The organism is Gordonia sp. CPCC 205515 (assembly GCF_048537925.1).
In the GTDB taxonomy this organism is placed as follows: Bacteria; Actinomycetota; Actinomycetes; order Mycobacteriales; family Mycobacteriaceae; genus Gordonia.
In genome coordinates this window covers 387,965-409,456 of record NZ_JBCLVJ010000010.1, presented here as the reverse complement: position 1 = coordinate 409,456, position 21,492 = coordinate 387,965, and the positions used below count along the sequence as shown (strand labels likewise).

General features: G+C 65.6%; 22 protein-coding genes. 11 read left to right on the top strand and 11 right to left on the bottom strand.

What is annotated here, in order from left to right:
- The gene (locus AAFP30_RS16955; protein ID WP_419231137.1) at positions 1-801 is read right to left on the bottom strand and encodes a TIGR03084 family metal-binding protein; all 801 of its coding nucleotides are present in this window, start codon (positions 799-801) and stop codon (positions 1-3) included.
- Between the two features lie 412 nt (positions 802-1,213).
- Positions 1,214-2,143 (bottom strand): PaaI family thioesterase, encoded by a 930-nt coding sequence (locus tag AAFP30_RS16950; protein WP_419231136.1) that lies wholly within the window; start codon positions 2,141-2,143, stop codon positions 1,214-1,216.
- A 119-nt stretch (positions 2,144-2,262) separates the two neighbouring features.
- On the opposite strand from AAFP30_RS16950, the gene AAFP30_RS16945 reads away from it, so the two are divergent.
- The 5 genes from AAFP30_RS16945 to AAFP30_RS16925 all read left to right on the top strand — a co-directional run bounded on the left by AAFP30_RS16945 (position 2,263) and on the right by AAFP30_RS16925 (position 7,558).
- Positions 2,263-2,724, top strand: a complete 462-nt coding sequence (locus AAFP30_RS16945; RefSeq protein ID WP_419231135.1) for a hypothetical protein — start codon at positions 2,263-2,265, stop codon at positions 2,722-2,724.
- 85 nt (positions 2,725-2,809) lie between these two features.
- Entirely contained in the window at positions 2,810-4,399 is a 1,590-nt protein-coding gene (fadD1, locus tag AAFP30_RS16940; protein WP_419231134.1) for a fatty-acid--CoA ligase FadD1, read from the top strand.
- Complete coding sequence (locus tag AAFP30_RS16935; protein WP_419231133.1) at positions 4,396-5,490, top strand: TIGR03857 family LLM class F420-dependent oxidoreductase; 1,095 nt, start codon at positions 4,396-4,398, stop codon at positions 5,488-5,490. The genes fadD1 and AAFP30_RS16935 overlap by 4 nt, the downstream gene beginning before the upstream one ends.
- Positions 5,487-6,545, top strand: coding sequence for a phosphotransferase (locus tag AAFP30_RS16930; protein ID WP_419231132.1), 1,059 nt, complete (start codon positions 5,487-5,489; stop codon positions 6,543-6,545). The genes AAFP30_RS16935 and AAFP30_RS16930 overlap by 4 nt, the downstream gene beginning before the upstream one ends.
- Positions 6,542-7,558, top strand: a complete 1,017-nt coding sequence (locus tag AAFP30_RS16925) for an NAD-dependent epimerase/dehydratase family protein (protein WP_419231131.1) — start codon at positions 6,542-6,544, stop codon at positions 7,556-7,558. The genes AAFP30_RS16930 and AAFP30_RS16925 overlap by 4 nt, the downstream gene beginning before the upstream one ends.
- Positions 7,559-7,748: 190 nt before the next feature.
- Here the strand turns inward: AAFP30_RS16925 and AAFP30_RS16920 are convergent, their stop codons facing one another.
- The 8 genes from AAFP30_RS16920 to AAFP30_RS16885 are packed head-to-tail and all read right to left on the bottom strand — an operon-like array spanning position 7,749 to position 14,660.
- A complete protein-coding gene (locus AAFP30_RS16920) occupies positions 7,749-8,627 on the bottom strand; it encodes an SDR family NAD(P)-dependent oxidoreductase (RefSeq protein WP_419231130.1) in 879 nt (292 codons plus the stop codon).
- Complete coding sequence (locus tag AAFP30_RS16915) at positions 8,627-9,895, bottom strand: hypothetical protein (RefSeq protein WP_419231129.1); 1,269 nt, start codon at positions 9,893-9,895, stop codon at positions 8,627-8,629. The genes AAFP30_RS16920 and AAFP30_RS16915 overlap by 1 nt, the downstream gene beginning before the upstream one ends.
- Positions 9,896-9,900: 5 nt before the next feature.
- A complete protein-coding gene (locus tag AAFP30_RS16910) occupies positions 9,901-10,443 on the bottom strand; it encodes a nuclear transport factor 2 family protein (RefSeq protein WP_419231128.1) in 543 nt (180 codons plus the stop codon).
- A gap of 15 nt (positions 10,444-10,458) precedes the next feature.
- Positions 10,459-10,656, bottom strand: coding sequence for a ferredoxin (locus tag AAFP30_RS16905; RefSeq protein WP_419231127.1), 198 nt, complete (start codon positions 10,654-10,656; stop codon positions 10,459-10,461).
- A 5-nt stretch (positions 10,657-10,661) separates the two neighbouring features.
- On the bottom strand, positions 10,662-12,011 hold the full coding sequence (locus AAFP30_RS16900; protein ID WP_419231126.1) for a cytochrome P450: 1,350 nt from the start codon (positions 12,009-12,011) through the stop codon (positions 10,662-10,664).
- Positions 12,011-12,826, bottom strand: a complete 816-nt coding sequence (locus tag AAFP30_RS16895; RefSeq protein ID WP_419231125.1) for an SDR family oxidoreductase — start codon at positions 12,824-12,826, stop codon at positions 12,011-12,013. The genes AAFP30_RS16900 and AAFP30_RS16895 overlap by 1 nt, the downstream gene beginning before the upstream one ends.
- Complete coding sequence (locus tag AAFP30_RS16890; RefSeq protein WP_419231124.1) at positions 12,826-14,079, bottom strand: cytochrome P450; 1,254 nt, start codon at positions 14,077-14,079, stop codon at positions 12,826-12,828. The genes AAFP30_RS16895 and AAFP30_RS16890 overlap by 1 nt, the downstream gene beginning before the upstream one ends.
- Positions 14,076-14,660, bottom strand: a complete 585-nt coding sequence (locus AAFP30_RS16885) for a TetR/AcrR family transcriptional regulator (RefSeq protein ID WP_419231123.1) — start codon at positions 14,658-14,660, stop codon at positions 14,076-14,078. Before AAFP30_RS16885 ends, AAFP30_RS16890 begins: the two co-directional genes overlap by 4 nt.
- A 64-nt stretch (positions 14,661-14,724) precedes the next feature.
- Between AAFP30_RS16885 and AAFP30_RS16880 the strand changes: the two genes are divergently transcribed.
- From AAFP30_RS16880 to AAFP30_RS16860, 5 genes are all read left to right on the top strand, one after another.
- Positions 14,725-16,191, top strand: a complete 1,467-nt coding sequence (locus tag AAFP30_RS16880) for an aldehyde dehydrogenase (RefSeq protein ID WP_419231255.1) — start codon at positions 14,725-14,727, stop codon at positions 16,189-16,191.
- Between the two features lie 72 nt (positions 16,192-16,263).
- Positions 16,264-16,998 carry an SDR family oxidoreductase gene (locus tag AAFP30_RS16875; RefSeq protein WP_419231122.1) on the top strand — a complete coding sequence of 245 codons (735 nt, stop codon included), beginning with the start codon at positions 16,264-16,266 and terminating at the stop codon, positions 16,996-16,998.
- Positions 16,995-17,867: an NAD(P)-dependent oxidoreductase gene (locus AAFP30_RS16870; RefSeq protein WP_419231121.1), complete on the top strand. Its 873-nt coding sequence runs from the start codon at positions 16,995-16,997 to the stop codon at positions 17,865-17,867. The genes AAFP30_RS16875 and AAFP30_RS16870 overlap by 4 nt, the downstream gene beginning before the upstream one ends.
- The gene (locus tag AAFP30_RS16865) at positions 17,864-18,250 is read left to right on the top strand and encodes a carboxymuconolactone decarboxylase family protein (RefSeq protein WP_419231120.1); all 387 of its coding nucleotides are present in this window, start codon (positions 17,864-17,866) and stop codon (positions 18,248-18,250) included. The genes AAFP30_RS16870 and AAFP30_RS16865 overlap by 4 nt, the downstream gene beginning before the upstream one ends.
- On the top strand, positions 18,247-19,617 hold the full coding sequence (locus AAFP30_RS16860; RefSeq protein WP_419231119.1) for an alpha/beta hydrolase domain-containing protein: 1,371 nt from the start codon (positions 18,247-18,249) through the stop codon (positions 19,615-19,617). The genes AAFP30_RS16865 and AAFP30_RS16860 overlap by 4 nt, the downstream gene beginning before the upstream one ends.
- Positions 19,618-19,641: 24 nt before the next feature.
- On the opposite strand, the gene AAFP30_RS16855 is transcribed toward AAFP30_RS16860, so the two are convergent.
- A complete protein-coding gene (locus AAFP30_RS16855) occupies positions 19,642-20,760 on the bottom strand; it encodes a hypothetical protein (protein WP_419231118.1) in 1,119 nt (372 codons plus the stop codon).
- 139 nt (positions 20,761-20,899) lie between these two features.
- Here AAFP30_RS16855 and AAFP30_RS16850 point away from each other — a divergent pair, with 139 nt between their 5' ends.
- Positions 20,900-21,487, top strand: coding sequence for a helix-turn-helix domain-containing protein (locus AAFP30_RS16850; RefSeq protein ID WP_419231117.1), 588 nt, complete (start codon positions 20,900-20,902; stop codon positions 21,485-21,487).
- The last annotated feature ends 5 nt before the right edge of the window (positions 21,488-21,492 follow it).

Below are 21,492 nucleotides of genomic sequence, written 5' to 3'. Positions count from 1 at the left end.
TCAGTTCCCCTTCCCCGCGGCGCCAGCTTCGCGACCCGATCCGGGCGGACCCGCGAAAGCTTGTGCGATACCAGCCCATTCGCGCGCTTGGTCGCCAATGATCTCCAGGTCGAGGTCGTCGACGTGCCGACGCTGGGTCACGAGTTCGCAGAAGTCGAGTGCCGGACCGCGGACGATCTGAGTGGCGTCGTCGGGTCCCCACGTCCACAGCTCGCCCGACGGCGCCGTCAACTCGTAGCGGAACGGTTCGGCAGGCGGAGTCTTCTCGTTCACCACGTAGGCGAAATCCCTGGTGCGCACCCCGATGTGGGCGACCGCTTTGATCCGGTTGGTCGGTGTGCGAGTGACGCCGAGTGCGTCGGCCACGTCCAAGCCATGTGCCCAGGTCTCCATCAGCCGCGCGGTGGCCATCGACGCCGCCGACATCGGCGGCCCGAACCACGGGATCTTCACCCCGTCCGGCACCTGCCGCAGGGCATCGGCCAACGCGGTGCGGGCGACCCGCCAGTCGGCCAGCAGTTGTGCCGGCGGCACGCTCGCCTTCTGTTCCGCCGCGGCGTCGACGAATCCCGCCGGATTCTCCAACGCTGTGGCGACCGCCGCCGTGAATGCGTCCGGATCGGTGGCCGCCAGCGCCGCCACCTCATCGGTCCACGCCAGATGCCCGATCTGATGCGCGATCGTCCACCCGGGCGCCGGCGTCACCCGCGTCCACTCCCCGTCGTCGAGTCCCGACACCAGGTCGTCGAGCTCCCCCGATTCCGCCGTCAGGTCTGCCACCACACCGTCCACGAGCGCCATGCGACCACCATCACACACCACCCAAGAAAAATCAATCACGCATGATTGTTTTACAAAGCCCGGATAGGACGAGGTTCGGATAGGACAAAACCCGGATAGCGGTTGCGAAGAGCGTTGACAGCGCCCTGGAATTCATTGACAGCGCCCACAGCAAACCCCGTACCCGGATAGCGCGCGGGTGGAGCGTTGACAGCGCCGTGAATTTCATTGACAGCGCCCGTCCCTCCCCGAACCGCGAGCAGACACCCAGGTCACGGGCGCGGTCAACGAAATTCAGGGCGCTGTCAACGCAACTCCCGGCGTCAGCCGGCACCAAGCAACCACCGCCAGGGCGCGGTCAATCAGCTCCAGGGCGCTGTCAACGCAACCCAGGGCGCTGTCAACGCCGCTGAAGGCGCCGTCAACGCAACGCTCAGCGGTACTGGATATCTGCCGCGCAGCGGCTGAGCAACATGCCGTCGTGTGCGCGCATCGTCGCCTCGACCGAGGCAATCCGTCGCCCGATCTTCACCGGTTCAACGTCGACGACCACTTCCCCGCCGTGCACCGCAGGCGAACGCAGGAAGCTGATGGCGAGGTCGCCGACCTGGTAGTCACGCCCGGCGGCAGCGTTGGCGTGACCGGCGAACGAGCACGCCTGGGCGACGATCGCGGCGATCACGCCGCCGTGCATGGTGCCGAAGACGTTGCCCATCCAGGGCTCGGTGCGTGCGGTGAACCGGATTCCGACGCCGTGCGCGTGGTCGACGACCTCAACTCGACCGTTCAGCAACTCGGTGATCGGTCCGGCCGCACGGACGCCTTCCGCAATCTGTTCGACGACGGCCCGGCCCGGCAGACCCGGGTCGATGGCCGGCGGCAGCGGAACGGAATCAACTCCGATCGCGGGAGCGGTCGCGCCTCGGTCATCCCGGGTCGGATTGGTGGCAGCGCTACGGCCAACCGCCACATTGCGCGCGGTCCCCGCGGAGCAGACATGGCCGGTCGAGGTGGCGATCTCGATGCGCGTCGAGCCGAAGCCGTGGTCATGCATGAGGAGTTCCGCGGTGCCGGTGACGCGATCCGACACGTCGATGTGCCCCTGCATGGACATGGCCAACCGCGCCTGCACGCACGGCGACCCGCTCGGCCCGTAGGAATAGAAGGGCAATCCGCCGATGTGATCGAACAGCACCGCCAGGGCGGGCAGATCGATCCGGCCGCGGTGGTCGGCGAACCGGCTGCTCAGCTGTTGCTCGGCCGCCACGGTCCGCGGGCCGGTCAGCGCCACACTCCCGATACCGAATGCAGAGACCGGGTCGGTATGCGTGTGCCGTGTCGACGTGTCCGAATCTGCAACCATGCGTACCGTCATATCAGCCGTGTCCACAGGTGGCCCAACCGTGCGAGCGGCTATCCTGGTGCGCGATCTCGCGTGCGGGGGAACTGGAGGGAAATCTGATGTCTGTGGGACGAGCAACAATGGCGCGACGTGCAGCTTTGGCAGCAAGTGCTGCCGCGGCGATGGCAACTGCGACACTCATCACAACCGGCGCCGCCCAGGCCGCACCGGCGACCCTGGCGGTACAGCAGGTGCCGAACGTCGGCGTCACCGTGTCGACCAGCAACGGCGTCACCGATGCGTTCGCCGCGCGGCTGGCAGCCACCCCGGCGGCTGCGGGATCGACGCAGTTGAGCATCCGGCCGGAGAACGCCAAGGCGTGCTCCACCAATCTGGCGAACTCACGTGCCGCGATCACCTGGCGCAACATGACGACCAACAAGTCCGACGACATCGTCTTCCCGGTATGTGCCGCAGGCAAGCCGTCGGCCGGTGTCGTCGTGCCGACCGGTGCCGGCCGCATCACGTTCACCACGACGATCATCGATCGCACGCAGCAGACGTTCACGGTCAGCCCCGGGTCGGGTTCGTTCCGCCGCTGATCACCAGGTAGACGCCGGAAATGTCCGAATAGACATTTCCGGCGAATCTGTTCACTAAAACGAGAACACGTTCTACAGTGTTGGCGTGGCCGATACTGTGACCCAGCTCCTCGAAGAGCGTGCGAACGACGACAACCTGGCGATCACCTACGAGGGTCGGCAGTGGTCCTGGCGGGAGTACATCGCCGATGCCCGCCGCATGGCCGCCGCCGTCCTCGGGGTCGCCGACCCGGTCCGCCCGATGCACATCGGCACCCTGCTGGGCAACACTCCGGATATGCTGCTCGCGCTGGCGGCGGGTGCGCTCGGCGGCTACGTCACCGTTGGCGTCAACAACACTCGACGGGGCGACGGACTCGCCGCCGACATCCTGCGCGCCGACTGCCAGACCCTCATCACCGACGCCGAGCACCTCCCCCTGCTCGACGGCCTCGATCTCCCCGGCGTGCGGGTCCTCGACACGACGTCGTCTGAGTGGACCGATCTCCTGAACGCAGCCGGCGAGCTGACCCCGCATTCGGTGCCCACCGCGATGGACACCTTCATGCTCATCTTCACCTCTGGCACAAGCGGCAATCCCAAACCGGTTCAGTTCGCACACATGATGATTCCGTTCGCCGGCCCGGTACTCGCCGACAAGTACAGCATTGGTCCCGGCGACGTGTGCTACCTGTCGATGCCACTGTTCCATTCGGCCTGCCTGATGGGCGGCTACTGCGTGGCGCTGTGCGGCGGCGCCGCGATCGCACCGGCGAAGTTTTCCGCGTCGACCTTCCTCCAGGACATCCGGCGCTATAACGCCACCTACATGAACTACGTCGGCAAGCCTCTCGCCTACATCCTCGCCACCGAGGAGAAGCCCGACGACGCCGACAACCCACTGCGGGCCGCCTTCGGCAACGAGGCCACCGACCGCGACATCGACGAGTTCTCCCGGCGTTTCGACTGCACCGTATGGGATGGCTTCGGCTCGACCGAACTGGCCATCATCATCACCCGTGAACCGGGCACCCCCCACGGTTCCATCGGCAAGGGATTTCCCAATGTGGCCGTGTATAATTCGGCCACACTCACCGAATGCCCGCGTGCCGAGTTCGACGAGAACGGCGCGCTCACAAACGCCGACGAGGCGATCGGCGAACTGGTCAACATCGAGGGTGCCGGCATGTTCGCCGGCTACTACAACGACGCCACCGCTACTGGCGAACGCATTCGGGACGGCAAATACTGGTCCGGCGACCTCGCCTACAAGGACGCCGACGACTGGATCTACCTGGCCGGCCGCACCGGCGACTGGATGCGCGTCGACGGCGAGAACCTGGCTGCCGGACCGATAGAACGAATCCTGTTACGTGTCCCCGAAATCAACCGGGTGGCGGTTTACGGGGTGCCTGATGAGCACGTCGGTGATGCGGTGATGGCGGCCGTCGTCCTGCAGGACGGTGCGGATCTCACTCCGGCGGCATTCGCTGAACAGCTTGCGGCACAGCCTGATCTGTCTCCCAAGGCGTGGCCACGCTTCGTCCGCGTCGAACGCGACCTGCCGACGACGGCGACGAACAAGATCCTCAAGCGCGCACTGAAGCAGGACGGCGCGACCACCGGCGAGGGGACACTCTGGGTACGTGATGGCCGATCGCGGGAGTACCGCGTGGCCGAATCCGCCGCCGTATGAGCGAGATCCTCTCGGAGATCGGCTATTACGCACTGTCCCGCCACCCGGTGACGCCCGCCGAACTGGTCGCCGAGGCCCGACTGGCCGACGAGGCGGGTTTCGGGACCGCGTTCGTCTCCGAACGCTTCAACGTCAAGGATGCCGCGGTACTCAGTGGCGCGCTCGCCGCCGCGACGACGCGAATGGGGGTGGCGACCGCCGCGACGAATCACACCACCCGGCATCCGATCATCACCGCGACGATGGGCGCCACGCTCGCCGAGTTGTCCGGCGGCCGTTTCGCTCTGGGCCTCGGGCGGGGCATCACACCGCAGTGGCAGATTCTCCATCTGCCGATCATCACCGGTGCCCAGCTCGAGGACATCGCGAGTGTGCTCCGAAAGCTGTGGGCCGGCGAGATGATTGTGGGACACGAGGGTCCGATCGGCTCGTACCCACTGTTGAACCTCGGGGTCACCGTCGAGCCCCCACCGATCATGCTGGTCACGATGAGCCCGAAAACCCTTGCGCTGGCCGGGCGTATCGCCGACGGCGTGGTGCTGCACACCTTCCTCTCCGACGACGCCACCCGCACCGCGGTCGCGACTGTCCGGGAGGCCGCCGCGCGGGCCGGCCGCGACCCCGCGTCGGTCCGGATCTGGTCGGTGGTCGCGACCGTCCCCGACCACCTCGACGACGACGATCGGCTTCGGCGTCTCTACGGACGACTCGCCACCTATCTGCAGGGTTATCCGGATGTACTGGTGCGCGCCAACGGGTGGCGGGCCGAAGACCTGGATACGGTACGCGGCACCACTGCGTTCAGCGGAGCGCGCGGACCGATCGACGCGACGGCCACGGTCGCCGAGTTGACCGAACTCGCCGACGCCATCCCGAATCAGTGGGTTGCCGACAGCGCCGCGGGTAGCGCCGCTGATTGCGCCACAACCCTTGTGCACCAGTTTGATCTGGGAGTCGACTCGGTCATCCTGCACGGCGCAACGCCGTCGGAGCTTCTCCCCGTCGTCGATGCCTACCGTGCCGTGCGACCCGCCCGTGCCACCCTTCCCGCCAATCCTGGCGCCATGACCGTCTCCGGAGCACGCACATGACCGCTGCCACCACCATCCCGACGCGCGCGATCGAGCTGACGCCCGAATGGCTCACCACCACACTGCGTTCGGCGGGCCACGCCGAGATCACCGTCACCGGAGTCGACGTCGAACCGGTCGGCTCGGGACAGATGGCCGGCTCCTACCGACTGACACTCACCTACGCCGAACCCGGGCCGCTGCCGCCGACGATGGTCGCCAAGATGGCGATCGGCGATCAGTCCCAACGGGAATTCGCGTCGGGCGTGTTCCGCAACGAAGTGTTGTTCTACAGCCGGATCGCGCCGACGCTGACGGTACCTGTTCCTCGCGCGTACGCGGCGGTCATCTCCGACACGCACACCGAGTTCGTGCTGCTGCTCGACGACATGGCGCCCGCGACCCAGGGCGATCAGATCGCCGGGTGCACACCGGAACAGGCGCGGGCGATCGCCGTTGCGGCGGCGGGACTGCACGGACCACGCTGGTGCGATGAGACCTTGCTCGAGTTGCCCGGGCTGGTGCTCCCCACGCACGACGATCGGGTGTTGATGGACTCGGTGCTCGCGCCGATGGCCGACGCCTTCCGCGCGCGATTCGCCCTCGACGACAAGGAATCCGCCACCATCGACTGGCTCGTGGCCACCGCGGGCGATTGGCTCGAACGCCCGCCCACCCGGTTCGCTCTGATCCACGGTGACCTGCGCATCGACAATGTCCTCTTCGGCGCCGACGGCGCAGTCACGGTGATCGACTGGCAGACCATCACGCCCGGCAACCCGCTGCGCGACATCGCCTTTCTCTTGGCATCGAGTCTGAACCCGGCGGACCGGCGCACCCACGAACGTGACATCGTCGGTGCCTACCACACGGCGCTGCTCGACCACGGCGTCACCGACTACAGCTTTGACGACTGCTGGCGCGACTACCTCGATTCGCTCATCCAGAGTCCACTGATCATCGTGTTCGGTTGTGGTGCAGCGATTCCCACCGAACGCGGCGATCGAATGTTCGCCACCATGTTGGCCCGTACCGCCGCCGCGCTCAACGACCTGAATCCGGACGCACTGCGATGAAACTGGTGATCGGTGCATCCGGCTTCCTCGGCTCGCACGTGGTGCGGCAACTCGTGGAGTCGGGTGAGCGCGTGCGCATCCTGATCCGCGAGACCAGCGACACCCGAGCCATCGACGACCTCGACGTGGAGCGAGTGATCGGTTCGCTGCGGGACCCCGGTGTTGTCACTACCGCACTCGACGGCTGCGACGTGGTGTTCTACTGCGCCGTGGACACCCGCTCCTGGCTGCCCGATCCCGCTCCCCTTTATGAGACCAACGTCGAGGCGCTGCGGGCAGTCCTCGACGTCGCCGTCAAGGCCGATCTGCAGAGGTTCGTGTTCACCAGCACGCTCGCCACCATCGGGCGGGTGCAGGGTCGCAAAGCGACCGAGACGGACGCATTCAACTGGGCCGACAAGGCACCCGAGTACGTGAAATCGCGGGTGGCAGCAGAGGATCTGGTGATGACCTACGTCCGCGACCGCGGACTGCCGGCCGTCGCTATGTGTGTATCCAACACCTATGGTGCCGGTGATTGGCAACCCACCCCACACGGATCGTTCGTCGCGGGAGCCGCATTGGGCAAGCTGCCGTTCATCATCAAGGGTTGTTCGTCGGAGACTGTCGGGATCGACGACGCCGCACGAGCATTGATCCTGGCCGCCGATCGGGGTCGTATCGGCGAGCGCTACATCGTCTCCGAACGGTTCCTCGATCTCGGCGAGATCGTGGCCATCGCGGCGCGGACCGCGGGCCGACCGGCGCCGCGCCTCGTGTTGCACCGGCCGGTGCTGTACGTGTGCGGCGCCTACGGCTCGATGATGGCCAAACTCACCGGCAAGCCGCGCCAGATGACGCTGACGTCGGTGCGGCTGATGCACATCATGTCGCCGATGGATCACTCGAAAGCCGAGCGTGAATTGGGTTGGCACCCATTGCCGGTTCCCGATGCGGTCGCCGAGGGTGCGCGATTCTGGTTGGATCGGGTGGCGCGACGTCGAGCGGCGCGATCCGCTCCCCCCGCCGGCTGAAGAGCGACGAGCGAACCTATCCCGCCGGCTGAGGAGCGACGAGCGAGCTTGCGAGCCCGACGCGTCACGAAGCCCGCCCACGTCGCCCTTCGTGGCTCGGCTGGCGCCTCGCACCCCAGGGATCGGGTGGTCACGCACATCGCACACACTCAGGGTTCGGGTGGTCGCGCTCCGTGCTTGAGGAACGGATTTACTTCAGCAATGCCGCGAGCTCCTCGAGACCGTACGGCGCGGTCTCCTGATGATCGCGGTAGGCGACGAACGTCGGCTGCTGCGGGTCGTATCGCCCGATGAATCCGCCGGCCGCCGTGTAGATCTGCCCGGTCAGGTGGCGGGCACCGTCGCCGGCGAGGAAGACATACAGGGCGGCAACGTAGTCCGGCGGCGCCGGGTCGAGCGCGGCGTCCCGGGTGAGCTCGTCGAGAATCCCACGCCGGTACAGGTTCTCGATGTGCGCGACATAGTCGTCGCCGGAGGACAACCGTGACTTCGCACCGGGCATTACGACATTGACCCGCACACCCCGGTCGGCGAGGTCGGCGGCCGCAGCCAGCGCGAGCGCATTGACTCCCCCTTTTGCCGCGGGATAGCCGCTGCCACCGAACATCCCGAGCGAGGCGGCCGATCCCGTGAGCACGATCGACCCCGATCCCTGCTCAACGAACACCCGCCCGGCCGCCTGCGTCAGATGGAACGCACTCATCAGATGCGCGTCGACCTGTTCGCGGAACTCGTCGGACGTGATGGTCAGGATCGTCGATCCCACCGGTTCGGCGATGCCCGCACAGTTGATGGCGATGTCGAGTGCCCCGAACTCGGCAAGTGCGGTGTCGACCATCTGTTGGGCGACACCGTCCTCACCCGCCGATCCCACCACACCGATCGCGTAGCCACCGCCGCCCCGGATTTCGGCAACGGTCTCCGAAACCGCTTCCGGGTCACGACCGTTGACGATCACCGATACCCCTCTACCGGTGAGCGCATAGGTGACGGCGAGTCCGATACCGCGAGTACCGCCGGCCACGACGGCTACTCGTCCGGACAGGCTGAGTTCGGGCTCGCCGTTCATCACACCCCGCTGGTGACCGGCGTGATCGGGATCGACCTGCCCCGGTCGCTGAACTCGAAGGTGGCACCGGAACTGAACCGCGCAACCGCCACCTCACCCGATTCCTTCCGGGCTTGCTCGCCCATGCCGAAGGTCACCTCGAGTGCGTCATCGACCATAACCGCGTCCGCGACCGCCCAATGCGGATCGACCGCGGTGGCCGCGGCCTGCAGCGGCTCGAAGTGCTCGTCGGTCAGCAACGTCACCCACCCGCCGTCGGTCATGGCGTCGGAGTGCCGCGGAATCCGCAGCCGTACCTGGTCCCCGTCGACAGCCACCGAGACACCCGTGTACTGCGTCGGCCCGAAGCACGGGTGCAGCGCGAGTACCGTCGCCAGGCCCTCGGCGTCGCGTCCCACACCCAAAGCCGCGCGGAGCCGGTCGGCGCTGAGGCCGGCAATGCCGGTGAGTTGCTTCCGATAGATCTCGCTCACCTGCTCGGTGCCCGACGCGACTCGTCGCAGCGAGACCAGGAAGCCGAGTGCGAGCAGCTGGTGTTGCAGTGCAACCTCTTCCGCAGTTCGGACGAGCAGACTGTGCGACCATTCCCGGAACTGCAGGTCGTCGACGAGCGGGCCTCGATAGTCAATCCAGCCGTCCGTCGACTCCTCATCGACCGAGGACAGCTCAACGGAAGCGGCCCTGCGCGTGAACATCTCTTCGGCGTCCGGCGGTAGCGGCAACTCCTCGCGGTCCGGTTCGATGGTGACCGTCCACGCGCAGTGTGGGTGTCGGTCGGCCGGCAGGCGCGGCGGCCGGTGGATCGGGCGAATGCGGGCTCGCCGGTTGGTGGCGATCGCCGTGGCGTCGAACGTGGGATCCTCGATGTCGTGACACATCGTGGTCACGTATTCGTCGCCCATCGGCTCGACGTCCATCAGTGCGCCACAGTGATTCAGCACGAAGGCACCGTGATATTTGTCGGTGATCTCGTAGCGGAAGTCCATGAACTGCGGTGGCGCACCGATGTCGAGTTGCAGGCATTTGAACATGTCCTCGACGCCGTCGCCGTCGATGCCCATGGTGGTCCGCATCCGGTGGGTGTAGACCGGGCTTGCGGCCATCCATTCCTCGATGGCGACCTGTCCCATCACTTCTCGGCCGAAGGCGCTGATGAGATGGGCCATGCCGCTGCGGTCGATCAACTGGCCGGACAGCAGGAGTTCGGGCAGCAGGATCGCCAGTTGTTCCTGGCTCAGATCTGAGTAGCTCGGGGCTGGTCGAGTCATTCAGATCACCAGAACGGCACGGGCGCTTTGCCGAACGGATACCACCCGGGTTGGTCGCCGGTGGCCTTCTCGATCCGCTTGAGCATGCCGTCGCTCATCGCGTTGTTCTTCAGCATCTCGATGAACAGGGCGGACACGTTGCCGTAGTCGAAGAAGTCACGTTGCCAACGGAATTGGAAGTTACCGCCGTATTTGAACCAGCTGCCCTGAATGCCCTCGAGGGCATAGTGGCTGCCGTCGTCCCTGGTGCCTTCATACACTTGCTTCCACAAGCCGATCATCGAGCCGGTCTGGTCGTCGATCACCCACTCCTGGTAGGGATACTCCCAGCCTTCGAGTCCCTCCATCTCCTGCCCCAGCGCGATGTCCCGTATCTCGTCGCGGCCCACGGCCATGAAGTCCTTGTCGGGCCCGTAGTTCCAGCCGTAGGTGGCGTCCTCGGTGTAGAACTCGGCCAGCGGCTTCCAGTCACCGGCCTTCTCGGCCACGACGTTGGCGTCCAGCCACCGTTGTTTCATCTCTTCCAGTTCGGCGCGATCAAAAGGCATGTCTCTCACTCCCGTTCACTCGTCGTCTTCGACAATTCTCAAAGCTTGGGTGGGGCAATACTGCACGGCGGCCTCGACCTCGGCGCGCTGACTCTCGGCGGGACGGTCGACCAAGATCTTGACGTGGTCGGAGTGCGTCTCGAATACCTCCGGTGCCTCCATCTCGCACATGCCGTGTCCTTGGCAGATGTCGAGGTCGACCTCGATACGCATCGCCATCACCGTTGCCGCCGCCGATACGCTACGCGGCACGGCTGCTGCAACTGAACGACCATCTTGGAGTGATCGTTGCGGTAGCTCTCCGATGGCTGCAGCATCTCGAACTCGTAGTTCTGGAACAGCACCGAAAAGATTGCCTTGAGCTGCATGATCGCGAATTGTGCACCGACACAGCGGTGTCGGCCAGCACCGAAGGGAATCCACGTCCACCGGTTGACGAGATCCTCCTGCCGCGGCTTCTCGTAGCGGTCGGGGTCGAAGGTATCCGGGTTCGGGAAGTCCTCAGGGAGCCGGTTGGAGATCGCCGGCGAGACGGCGATCGTCTGCCCGGCCTTGATTTCGAAGTCCTCGACGTGGAAGTCCTGCTGTACCAACCGCATCAGGATGATCAGGGGCGGATGGAGCCGCAGCGCCTCTTTGAGCGCGTTCTCCAGCTGCGGCATCTGCCGGGTGTGCGCGAAGGTGTACTCGGGTCGCTCGCCGGCGGGCGTGTCGCCGTAGATCTCGTCGAGTTCGTCGTAGACGCGTTTCATGTAGTCGGGATTGCGCAACAGTTCGATCAGCGTCCACGCGGCGGTGCCCTGCGTTGTGTGATGCCCGGCAAACATCATCGAGATGAACATGCCGGTGATCGTGTTCGCGTCGAACCCGACCTGGATCAGCACATCCATCAGATCGCGGTCATCCTTCTCCGCAACCGGATTCGCGATCCGCTCGTCCATCACACCTTGGATGAACGCGACGAGTTCGGCTCGGGCGGCGTCGCGCTTGCGGAAGCTCTCGATATCCGCGTACGCGTCGACATAGGCGATCGGATCGGTCCCCTTCTCCAGGTCGTGAAAGAGTTCCGACACATGCTTGTTCAGCTGTTCGCGGAACTTGCGGCCGATCAAGCAGGCCGACGACGTGTAGAGCGTCAACTCGCCGAAGAACTCCAGCAGGTCAATCTCGCCTTCATCGCCCCACTGCGCGATGATGCGTTCCACCTCATTCGGGATGGTGACCGCATGCTGCTTCATGTGCGGGCCCTTGAGCGCGGAGTTGTGGATCGCCTTGGAGCGCTCCTCCGGGCTGGCGTCGAACACCACGCCCTCGCCGAACACCGGTGTCATGAACGGGTATGCGGCGGCCTGGTCGAGATCCTCCTCGGGCGCCCGAAAGAACTCCTCGTTGGCCAGCGCCCCGGAGACGAGCACCACTTCACGGTCGGCGAGTTGGAATTGTCCCACGTCACCGCACTCTTCACGGGTTCGCCAGAACAGTCCGATCGGGTCGGTGGCGAGTTCGTCGAGGTGGCCGTGTTCGCCGTCTCCGCCGGAGACGCGCTTGGGCTTGGTCAGCGCGGTCATCAGTGATTCCCCTTTTCCTGCTCGGTGGTCGGTGCACGCTTGGCTCGCGGGACGGCGCCTTCGGCTTCGACCTCGACGGCCCGCATCTGGGCGCCCCGCGGCATCGTCACCATCGCCGACACCGCCTGCGCGATGTGTTCGGGGGCAAGGAAATTACCGTGCCGGGCGAGTCCGTGCTTGATCCAGTCGTTGAGCATGTTCTCGGTCGTCGTGTCGTCGAGGTTCATGCCCATCCCGGTCAGCGTCTGCCCCGGGCGCACCACACCGGCCCGCACGCCGGTGCCCTCGAGTTCGAGTTGAATGGTGGCGACGAGGCCGTCGATACCGGATTTTGCCGCGACGTAGGCCGACGACCAGGGCCGCGGATGCAGTGCGACGTCGGAGCCGATGAAGACGAAATCACCTCGGGCACGGTCGATCATGCCGCCGATCACCGCGCGGTAGAGCCGGTAGGCGCCGTTGAGGTGAATGTTGACCTGGTCGGCGAACTCTTCCGGCGTGAACTCGTAGGACAGGCCGACCGCGAGATCGCCGGCGCCGGCCACGACGATCTCCAACGGGCCCAGTGCCGCTTCGGCTTTGGCGACGCAGTCGGTGACCGACGCCGGGGCGGTGACGTCGAGCGGTACGGCCACCGCTTCGCCGCCGGCCGTGGTGATCTTTTCCGCGAGTTCCTGCAGCTTCTCCACGCGCCGCGCGGCGAGTGCGACGGGATGGCCTGCGGCGGCGAGATATTCGGCGGTCGCCGCGCCGATGCCCGACGAGGCTCCGGCGACGAGTACCGGACGTCGCTCGGGATGAGGGATGAAGGCCATCAGCGCACCTGCACTTTCACCGGGAGTTCAGCGAATCCACGCACGTTCACCGAGTGCACACGCACCGCGTTGTCGATGTCGATGTCCACGCTGCGAATGGATTTGACGACCTCGGCGAGACCGATGTTGGACTCGAGTCGTGCGAGGTGCGCGCCGAGACAGAAGTGGGCGCCGAGACCGAAACTCATCAGCGCCTGGCTGCAGTCACGACCGATCGTGTAGGTGTCGGCGTCGTCGCCGAACACCTCCTCATCGCGGTTCGCGGATCCGACGAGCAGCAGGACCCGATGTCCTTCGGGGATCACGAAATCCCCGTAGTCCGCGTCGGCGACCACCCGCCGCAACACCATCTGCGTGGAGTTGTCGTATCGCAGGGTCTCCTCGGTCCAGTCCGGTACCGCGTCGGCGTCGGCGAGCGGTTTGGCCAGTTCATCGGGATTGCGCCAGCCCCAATAGAGGGCATTGGCAAGTAGTTTCGTCGTGGTCTCATTGCCGGCAACCACCATCAGGACCATGAACCCGACGATCTCGTCCTCGGTGAGCTTGATCTTCTCGCCCGTCTCGTCGTCGTCGATCTCGGCGGAGATCAACGCCGACACCAAATCCTCGCCCGGGCGCTTGCGGCGATCGGCGATGAGCGCCGAATAGTACTTGTGCAGTTCGATATAGGCGTAGATCGCGGCCTCGGGGATGTCGGTGACCCCCTCTTCGCGGTGCAGCAGGAGATCGGACTGGTGGCGTAGGTGCGTCCGGTCGGCCTCGGGTACCCCGAGGAGTTCGGAGACGACGTCCATCGGCAGCAGTCCGGCGAAGTCGGCGATGTAGTCGAACTCGCCCTTGTCCAGGCATTTGCTCCAATGCTGGTGGGTGAGCGCGGTGATACGGCCGGCGAGTTCATTGACGCGCCGCGGGGTGAAGCCCTTGGACACGAGCTTGCGGATGCGCATGTGCTTGGGGTCGTCCATCGCCAGGAACGACATGGATTTGTGCGCATCGGGCCCATACGACGACGGGTCCATCGACACGCCCCAACTGTTGGACAGCCGTGTGGTGTCCCGGAATCCGTTCCGAACATCCTCGTGGCGGGCCAGTGCCCAGAAGTCCATCTCGGCGTTGTAGTAGACCGGTGATTCCCGCCGGAGGCGCAGGTAGGTCGGGTACGGATCCTCGTGGAACCCATAGGCGTACGGGTCGAACGGGAGGCGTTGCTCCATCCCGGCGACCGTCCCCGTACCCGGGGTGGTGTCGGTCATGACTTCTCCATCAGTAGATGTGCGGCTGCGACAAGACGTTCCGAGGTTTGCTCATAGGACATGTGGCCCATGCCCGCGTGGACGAGGCCGCCGGCGTAGATCATCTCGAGCGCGTCGACGAGCGGGCCCGGGTTCTCCGGGTCGACCTCGAGTGCCTGGGCAAGGCGGATCCGAATGAATCCGCCGATTCGAATGCGCAGGTGTTCCACGTCGGGGTCGGTGCCGAGCAGGGCCATGGTCACTGCACCGCCGAGCTGCCCTTCACCCGCGACCACCATCGATACCTCGCGCAGCACCTGCGCGACCCGCTCTTCCGGCGTTGCCAGCGGGTCCGGTTCGGCCACCCCGGCGGAGAGCCGACGCCAGAACACCTCGGCGACAAGGTGACTCTTCGACGAGAAGTAGGTGTATGCGGTGGCCGGCGCGACACCGGCCATCTTGGCGACCATGCGGACGGTGAGCCCGTCGAACCCCTCGTCGTTGAGTACTTCGACGGCCGCGTCGGTGAGTCGCGTGACCGTTTCGGCCTGCTGCTGGGTCAGCCGCCGGCGAGTGGATTCCTGCGATACGGGACTGGACATGTGAGCGAGGCTACACTAGGTTTGAACGCGAGTCCAGACACCTGTCCAGATGGAGTTTCAGACCATGGCCCTACGCCCCGCGTCGTCGTCGGATCTACTGATCGACGGCAAACTCGTGCCCGGCAGCGCCGGCACCTTCGACATCGTCAATCCCGCCACCGAGGAGATCATCGGCCAGGCGGCCGATGCCACCGCCGCCGACATGGATACCGCGATCGCCGCCGCGCGTCGCGCCTTCGACACCACCGACTGGTCGCGAGATCATGCCTTCCGCGCCAGATGCTTACGTCAGTTGCGTGATGCCCTGTTGGCCCACGCCGACGAGTTGCGGGCACTGGCGACCGAGGAGGTCGGCTGTCCCACGTTCTTGACCAGCGGCCCGCAGTTCGAAGGGCCGGTCAACGACCTCGGCTACTTCGCCGATCTCGCCGAGAACTTCACGTGGACCGAGGATCTGGGCGAGGCCAAGCCGATGGGCTTGAAGAACCATCGCGAGATCCGTCGGGAGGCCGTTGGCGTCGTCGGCGCCATCACCCCGTGGAACTTCCCGCACCAGATCAACTTCGCCAAGATCGGACCGGCGCTCGCCGCGGGCTGCACCGTGGTCCTCAAACCCGCTCCGGACACCCCGTGGGCGGCAGCGCTGGTCGGTAAGGTCATCGCTGAGGAGACCGACTTCCCGCCCGGTGTCGTCAACATCGTCACCTCCAGCGACCACTCCGTCGGGGCGCAGCTCTCAACCGACCCACGCGTGGACATCGTGTCCTTCACCGGATCCACCGCCACCGGCAAGAAGGTGATGGCCGCCGCGTCGGAGTCGCTGAAGAAGGTGTTCCTCGAACTCGGCGGCAAATCGGCATTCATCGTCCTCGACGACGCCGACCTCAAGAGTGCCTGTGCGATGGCCGCTTTCGCGGTCGTCACGCACGCCGGTCAGGGTTGCGCCATCACCACCCGACTCCTCGTGCCCCGGGAGAAACTCGACGAGGCGATCGCCGCCACCCGCGACGCCATGGCCGGCCTACCTGCGAGCGACCCCACCGACGCCGGAACCATCTGCGGCCCACTGATCTCCGCCACCCAGCTCGAACGCGTCGAGGGTTACATCGCGCTCGCGAAGGAAGAGGGCGGCACCATCGAGACGGGCGGCGGCCGCCCCGCCGACAAGGACAAGGGCTTCTTCATCGAGCCCACCCTGATCTCCGGCCTCGACAACTCCGCCCGCGTCGCCCGGGAAGAGATCTTCGGACCGGTCCTGGTGATCATCGCCCACGACGGCGACGACGATGCAATCCGCATCGCCAACGACTCCCCCTACGGCCTGTCCGGCATGGTCTACGGCACCGATGAAGACCGGATCACCAAGGTGGTCAACGGGGTTCGCACCGGCACCATGGGTGTCAATGGCGGCATCTGGTACGCCGCGGACGTCCCGTTCGGCGGCTACAAGCAATCCGGTATCGGCCGCGAGATGGGTGTCGCCGGGTTCGAGGAGTACCTGGAGACCAAAGCCGTTGCGCGGCCTGCGTGAGAGATCTCGATGCGGTTCCTCGCAAGCTCGGAGCCCTACTCGATCAACGGAAGAACCAACCAAGGAGAAACCATGACCAACCGCTTCACTGACAAAGTCGCCATCGTGACCGGCGCCGCCGGCGGCATCGGCGAGGCCTACGCCCGCGCACTCGCCGCCGAGGGCGCAACCGTCGTCATCGCCGATCTGAACGACGAAAAGGGCAAGCAGGTGGCCGAGGACATCGGCGGACTCTACGTAAGCACCGATGTCGCCGACGAGCAGTCGGCGCAGGCACTGGCCCAGGCCACCGTCGACGCCTACGGGAAGATCGACTACCTGGTCAACAACGCCGCCATCTACGGTGGCATGAAACTCGACTTCCTGATCACCGTGCCGTGGGACTACTACAAGAAGTTCATGAGCGTGAACCTCGACGGCGCTCTCAACGTCACCCGCGCCGTCTACCCACACATGACGGGTGGTGGTTCGATCGTCAACCAATCCTCCACCGCCGCATGGCTCTACAGTGGCTTTTACGGACTGGCCAAGGTCGGCATCAACGGCCTCACCCAGCAGTTGGCCACCGAACTCGGCGGACAGAACATCCGCGTGAACGCCATTGCACCCGGACCCATCGACACCGAGGCGACCCGGACCACCACCCCTAAGGAGATGGTCCAGGACATCGTGAACCACCTGCCGCTCAAGCGGTTCGGGACCCCGCAGGATCTGGTCGGTATGTGCCTGTTCCTGCTCTCCGACGAGGCCTCCTGGGTGACCGGGCAGATCTTCAACGTCGACGGCGGGCAGGTCATTCGGTCGTGAGCGAATCGATTCGGCTCGGCTACGTCGGCCTCGGCAATATCGGCGGCCCGATGGCCGGCAGTCTCGCGAAGTGGGCGGGCGGCCTCACCGTCTTCGACCTGTCCGACGAGGCCGTCGCCAAACTCGTGGATCAGGGTGCGCAGCAAGCTGATTCTCTCGCCGATCTGGCTGCCGCCACCGACATCATCGGGATCTGTGTTCTCAACGACGAACAGGTACGCACGGTGGTCACCGGCGACCGCGGGCTGTTGTCGGCCGCGCGCCCCGGCACCATCATCACCGTGCACTCGACGATCAGCCCGGAGACCGCGGTCGACCTCGCGGCCGTGTGCGCCGAGCGCGGCGTCGTGCTGCTCGACGCACCCATCTCCGGTGGCGCGATGGCCGCCGAGCAGGGGCGGCTGGCGATCATGGTCGGCGGTGCCCGCGACTCGTACGAAAGGCTCAAGGAGCCATACGCGCTCGCCGCGGAGATGTTGATCCACGCCGGCCCCGAGGTCGGTGCGGGCACCAAGATGAAACTCGCCCGGAATCTCCTGCATTTCGTCTCGTTCACCGCCACCGCGGAAGCGGCGCGTCTCGCCGAAGCGGCCGGGATCGACATCACCAAACTCGGCAAGGTCGTCCGGCACACCGACTCGATCACCGGTGGAGCCGGAGCGATCATGCTGCGCGACACGACCGCCGAGATCGAGGACGGTGATTTCTGGCGGGACATCTTCCTGCCGGTGCGTACCCTGGGTGAGAAGGACCTATCCCTCGCGTTGGCCCTCGGCGGTCAACTCGGCGTCGATCTTCCGTTGGCGCAGATCGCGAATCGCGATCTGGCTGCGGCCCTCGGCGTGCCCCATCACGAAGGAGAGTCATGACGAACGTCGAGGACACACCCCAGACCGAGCAGCGCGCTCGAGGCCTGGAGATGATGTCGAAGGTGTACGGCTGGGAGATGTCCGACGGCCCGGGTGATTTCTTCGCACACACCGCCGATCAGGTCTTCGGCGAAGTGTGGTCACGTGAGGGACTCTCGATCCGCGACCGTCGGCTGGTTCTGCTCGGAGCGCTCGCCCAGTCCGGTCAGATCGACGTTGCCGAGATCCAGGCCGGCGCCGCACTCGGTAACGGCGAGCTGACGCCGGAGCAACTCGAGGAGATCTCGCTGTTCCTCTGTTACTACATCGGGTGGCCGCTGGGGACCAAGATGCACTTCATGTTCGGGAAAGTGATCGAGAAGCATCGCGAGAGCCAGAAGTGATCTCCGGCATCACCTTTCGTGAACTCACCGGCGGTAATGGCTGCTCGATCCTCAGTGCGAGCCCGGGTCCGGAGCTCGACACCCACGGCTATCGCGAGAACGAGTACGCCGCAACCGGCCTCGCGACTCGAAGCGAGATGACCGAGAACGCGACGATCGCCCCGGCCGGAGAGGACTCGTTCACCACCCGGGTCCTCGTCCGGCGCCCCGAACGCGATGTCGACTTCAACGGCACCCTCGTCGTCGAGTGGCTCAACGTGAGTTCCGGAACAGACGCCGCCCCCGACTACACCTACCTGGCCGAGGAGCTCGTGCGCAGCGGATATGCGTGGGCGGGGGTCTCGGCACAGTACATCGGCATCGAAGGCGGGCATGGTTCGGTATCGGGCATCGACGCACCCGCGCCGCAGAGCCTGGCCGAGAAGGATCCCGACCGGTATGCGGGGCTGCATCATCCCGGCGACGCCTACTGCTTCGACATCTTCGGTGTCGTCGGCGACGCATTGCGCTCCCCCGACGACAACCATCCGATGTCCGAATTGACGGTGCGTCAGACCCTCGCCGTCGGCGAATCCCAATCGGCGATGGCCCTGACCACCTATGCGAACAGCTTTGCCGCCTACCACAAGGTGTTCGACGGCATCCTGATCCACAGCCGGGCGGCCGGTGACATGCCGCTCGGCGACGTCGGGAGCGGCATCGCCGTCGACACGGTCTTCTCGCGCGAGCCCACCACCATCCGCGACGACCTCGACATCCCGGTGTTCATCGTGCAGACCGAGACCGACGTGCTCACCAATTTTCAGTTTCATCGCTCGCGGCAACCCGACACCGATCGGGTACGCATTTGGGAGATCGCCGGCACCGCACACGCGGACCTGCACCAGATCGGCCCGTACGAGGAAATGTTGGGGTGTCCGACGCCGGTCAACCGTGGGCAACAACGCTTTCCGCTGCGGGCCGCGCTCCATCACTTGAACGCCTGGGCTGCCGGCGCATCCACGCCGCCGATTGCTGCCCCGCTCGAGGTGACCACGGCCAACGGCACAACCGGCTTCGTCCTCGACGATGTTGGGAACGTCCTCAGCGGAGTGCGAACCCCCTGCGTCGACGCCCCCACCCAGGTGCTGAGCGGTGTGGTGACCGGTGACCTGCCCCGCATCTGCATCCTCTTTGGGTCGACCACCGACGCCCCGGTCGATGCGCTCCGTCGCCGGTACGACGATGCCAGGGACTACCTGGAGAAATACCATGCGGCAACCGATCTCATGATCGCCGACGGATTCGCCCTGCCCGCCGATCGAGATGAGATCGTCGCCGACGCGCGGCCCGACATTCTCGAGGGTATTGCCTCAACCGCTCCCTGAGAACGAAAACGGGTTGCGCCCCAGCTACGACGGGCACACTGCGGCGCGCGGATTCGCGGGTGTGTCGCATTCTCCCGGGAGGCCGAACGCGCTGAATGCGTCGGCGCGCGGGCCGGCGTCGACCGGGTGGACGGTAGAGATGGCCGGCGTGACCGGTCGGCCGTCACTCCATCGCCCCATGTAGCTCAGATCGGTGTCGCAGAAGCGACCGGTCAACGAACAGGATTGCAGTGCGTCGCCGACCCGGTAGATCCCGAAGAACCGGACGGCGTCATTGGGCGCGAGAAGCGTGTTCGGCGAGAGATGAGTCGCATCGAGCCGCTGCAACGGACCACGAACATCACTGCGCACCATCACATATCGCTTGTTCGATACAGGCACTGTGTAGGCGCTGAACTGATCGATCCCGAGGCGTGCGTCGAGGATGTTGTCGTGGTCGTAGTTCTCCACGACCACATGGGTGTGCGCAGGCAGTGCGATCTTCCCGGTGCCCACGCCGGTCGCGAAGGCCGGCGCAAGTTGGAACAGCCACAACGCTTTCGACCCCCAGCCCCGGGCCACGGCATGCTGTGCGAGGTACGGGACCGCGCCGCCACCCATCGAATGACCGACGATACCGAGCCGTGTGAAATCCCCGCGCGGTGCAAAGTTTTTCGCGATCGTCAGGGCGGCGTCCTCTTTCGGCACCGAGCGGGCGAAGTCGTAGGGATTGGTCGGCCAACTGGCGAAGACGACAACGTTGCCCGTGCTGACAAAGTGGTTGATGATGTCGGCGTACAGCAGGCTGCTGCCCAGCAGTTGGTCGTCGATACCGGCGAGCAAGCCGTGGACGACCACGACGACCGGACGCTTGGCGTCGTTACAGTGGCCACCCGTGAGTGGTGTGGCCCCTCGCCCGGCGGGGCTGTAGATGGTGATCTTCTGGGTGATGTCGTGCGGATTGGGTTCGATCCTGGTCGAGGCAGCGCACGGACCGTTGGCGCCGAGGCCGCGAGTCGGTTGCGATGGCGGCGTCAGCGGCGCATCGGCCCTCGCGATTGCGGGCACGGCCAGTGCCATCGGCCCCACGGCCATCAGCGCCGCGACGACGATCGCCGTCCGGATCAGTGCATGAAGGCATTGCGAGATAGACGATCTCATCATGTGTCCCACCCCCCGTGAGAGCTCCGCGCGGCATCCCCAGCTGTCGCAGAGCTTGGGTCCGGCGACGTCGCCGGACTCGTGGGATCCATCTTTCAGCGCGACACCTGGGTATGTCAAGAATGACGGTAGACTCTTATAAGTGACGATTGACGAAGTGTCAGAAGCGAATCAATTGGTCGCACGGAACATCCGGCGCTTCCGCGTGGAACGTGGATACTCACTGGGCGAACTGGCACGCCGGTCGGGGCTCGCCAAGCAGACGGTGTCCAAGATCGAACAGGGCACCGGCAATCCGACGGTGGAGACGTTGATCTTGATCTGTGCCGCACTGGATGTTTCGGCGCGCCGGGTGCTCACCGAATGGGGAACGCCGGTCTACGTGCAGCGGGCCGGCGACTCCGTGTGGTCGTCCACTGGGCCGAGTGCCGAGCGACTCCTCGACGAGGTGTACGGAACAGGCTACGTCCGTAATCTGCTGGTGCGGTTCGAGCGTGACGGCACGGACGACGCGGTGATCGAGGCACACTCGCCGGGAACGCTGCACCACGTCTTCGTCAGCGAGGGTCGTCTCGAGCTGGGTCCGGTCGGTGATCTGGTCGTCGCGTTCGCCGGCGACTTCGTCCGGTACCCGGCCGATGTTCCGCACCAATGTCTGTGCGTCAGTGACCGAGCGGTGGCGCACATCGTCACCACCCGGCCTCAGTTACAACAGTTCGATGCGACGTGATGATC

Excerpts from the sequence above, each read along its gene's own strand:
- AAFP30_RS16955 (WP_419231137.1), bottom strand. The coding sequence starts at position 801 with ATGGCGCTCGTGGACGGTGTGGTGGCAGACCTGACGGCGGAATCGGGG.
- AAFP30_RS16950 (WP_419231136.1), bottom strand. The coding sequence starts at position 2,143 with ATGGTTGCAGATTCGGACACGTCGACACGGCACACGCATACCGACCCG.
- AAFP30_RS16945 (WP_419231135.1), top strand. The coding sequence starts at position 2,263 with ATGGCGCGACGTGCAGCTTTGGCAGCAAGTGCTGCCGCGGCGATGGCA.
- AAFP30_RS16935 (WP_419231133.1), top strand. The coding sequence starts at position 4,396 with ATGAGCGAGATCCTCTCGGAGATCGGCTATTACGCACTGTCCCGCCAC.
- AAFP30_RS16930 (WP_419231132.1), top strand. The coding sequence starts at position 5,487 with ATGACCGCTGCCACCACCATCCCGACGCGCGCGATCGAGCTGACGCCC.
- AAFP30_RS16925 (WP_419231131.1), top strand. The coding sequence starts at position 6,542 with ATGAAACTGGTGATCGGTGCATCCGGCTTCCTCGGCTCGCACGTGGTG.
- AAFP30_RS16920 (WP_419231130.1), bottom strand. The coding sequence starts at position 8,627 with ATGAACGGCGAGCCCGAACTCAGCCTGTCCGGACGAGTAGCCGTCGTG.
- AAFP30_RS16915 (WP_419231129.1), bottom strand. The coding sequence starts at position 9,895 with ATGACTCGACCAGCCCCGAGCTACTCAGATCTGAGCCAGGAACAACTG.
- AAFP30_RS16910 (WP_419231128.1), bottom strand. The coding sequence starts at position 10,443 with ATGCCTTTTGATCGCGCCGAACTGGAAGAGATGAAACAACGGTGGCTG.
- AAFP30_RS16905 (WP_419231127.1), bottom strand. The coding sequence starts at position 10,656 with ATGCGTATCGAGGTCGACCTCGACATCTGCCAAGGACACGGCATGTGC.
- AAFP30_RS16900 (WP_419231126.1), bottom strand. The coding sequence starts at position 12,011 with ATGACCGCGCTGACCAAGCCCAAGCGCGTCTCCGGCGGAGACGGCGAA.
- AAFP30_RS16895 (WP_419231125.1), bottom strand. The coding sequence starts at position 12,826 with ATGGCCTTCATCCCTCATCCCGAGCGACGTCCGGTACTCGTCGCCGGA.
- AAFP30_RS16890 (WP_419231124.1), bottom strand. The coding sequence starts at position 14,079 with ATGACCGACACCACCCCGGGTACGGGGACGGTCGCCGGGATGGAGCAA.
- AAFP30_RS16885 (WP_419231123.1), bottom strand. The coding sequence starts at position 14,660 with ATGTCCAGTCCCGTATCGCAGGAATCCACTCGCCGGCGGCTGACCCAG.
- AAFP30_RS16880 (WP_419231255.1), top strand. The coding sequence starts at position 14,725 with ATGGCCCTACGCCCCGCGTCGTCGTCGGATCTACTGATCGACGGCAAA.
- AAFP30_RS16875 (WP_419231122.1), top strand. The coding sequence starts at position 16,264 with ATGACCAACCGCTTCACTGACAAAGTCGCCATCGTGACCGGCGCCGCC.
- AAFP30_RS16865 (WP_419231120.1), top strand. The coding sequence starts at position 17,864 with ATGACGAACGTCGAGGACACACCCCAGACCGAGCAGCGCGCTCGAGGC.
- AAFP30_RS16855 (WP_419231118.1), bottom strand. The coding sequence starts at position 20,760 with ATGATGAGATCGTCTATCTCGCAATGCCTTCATGCACTGATCCGGACG.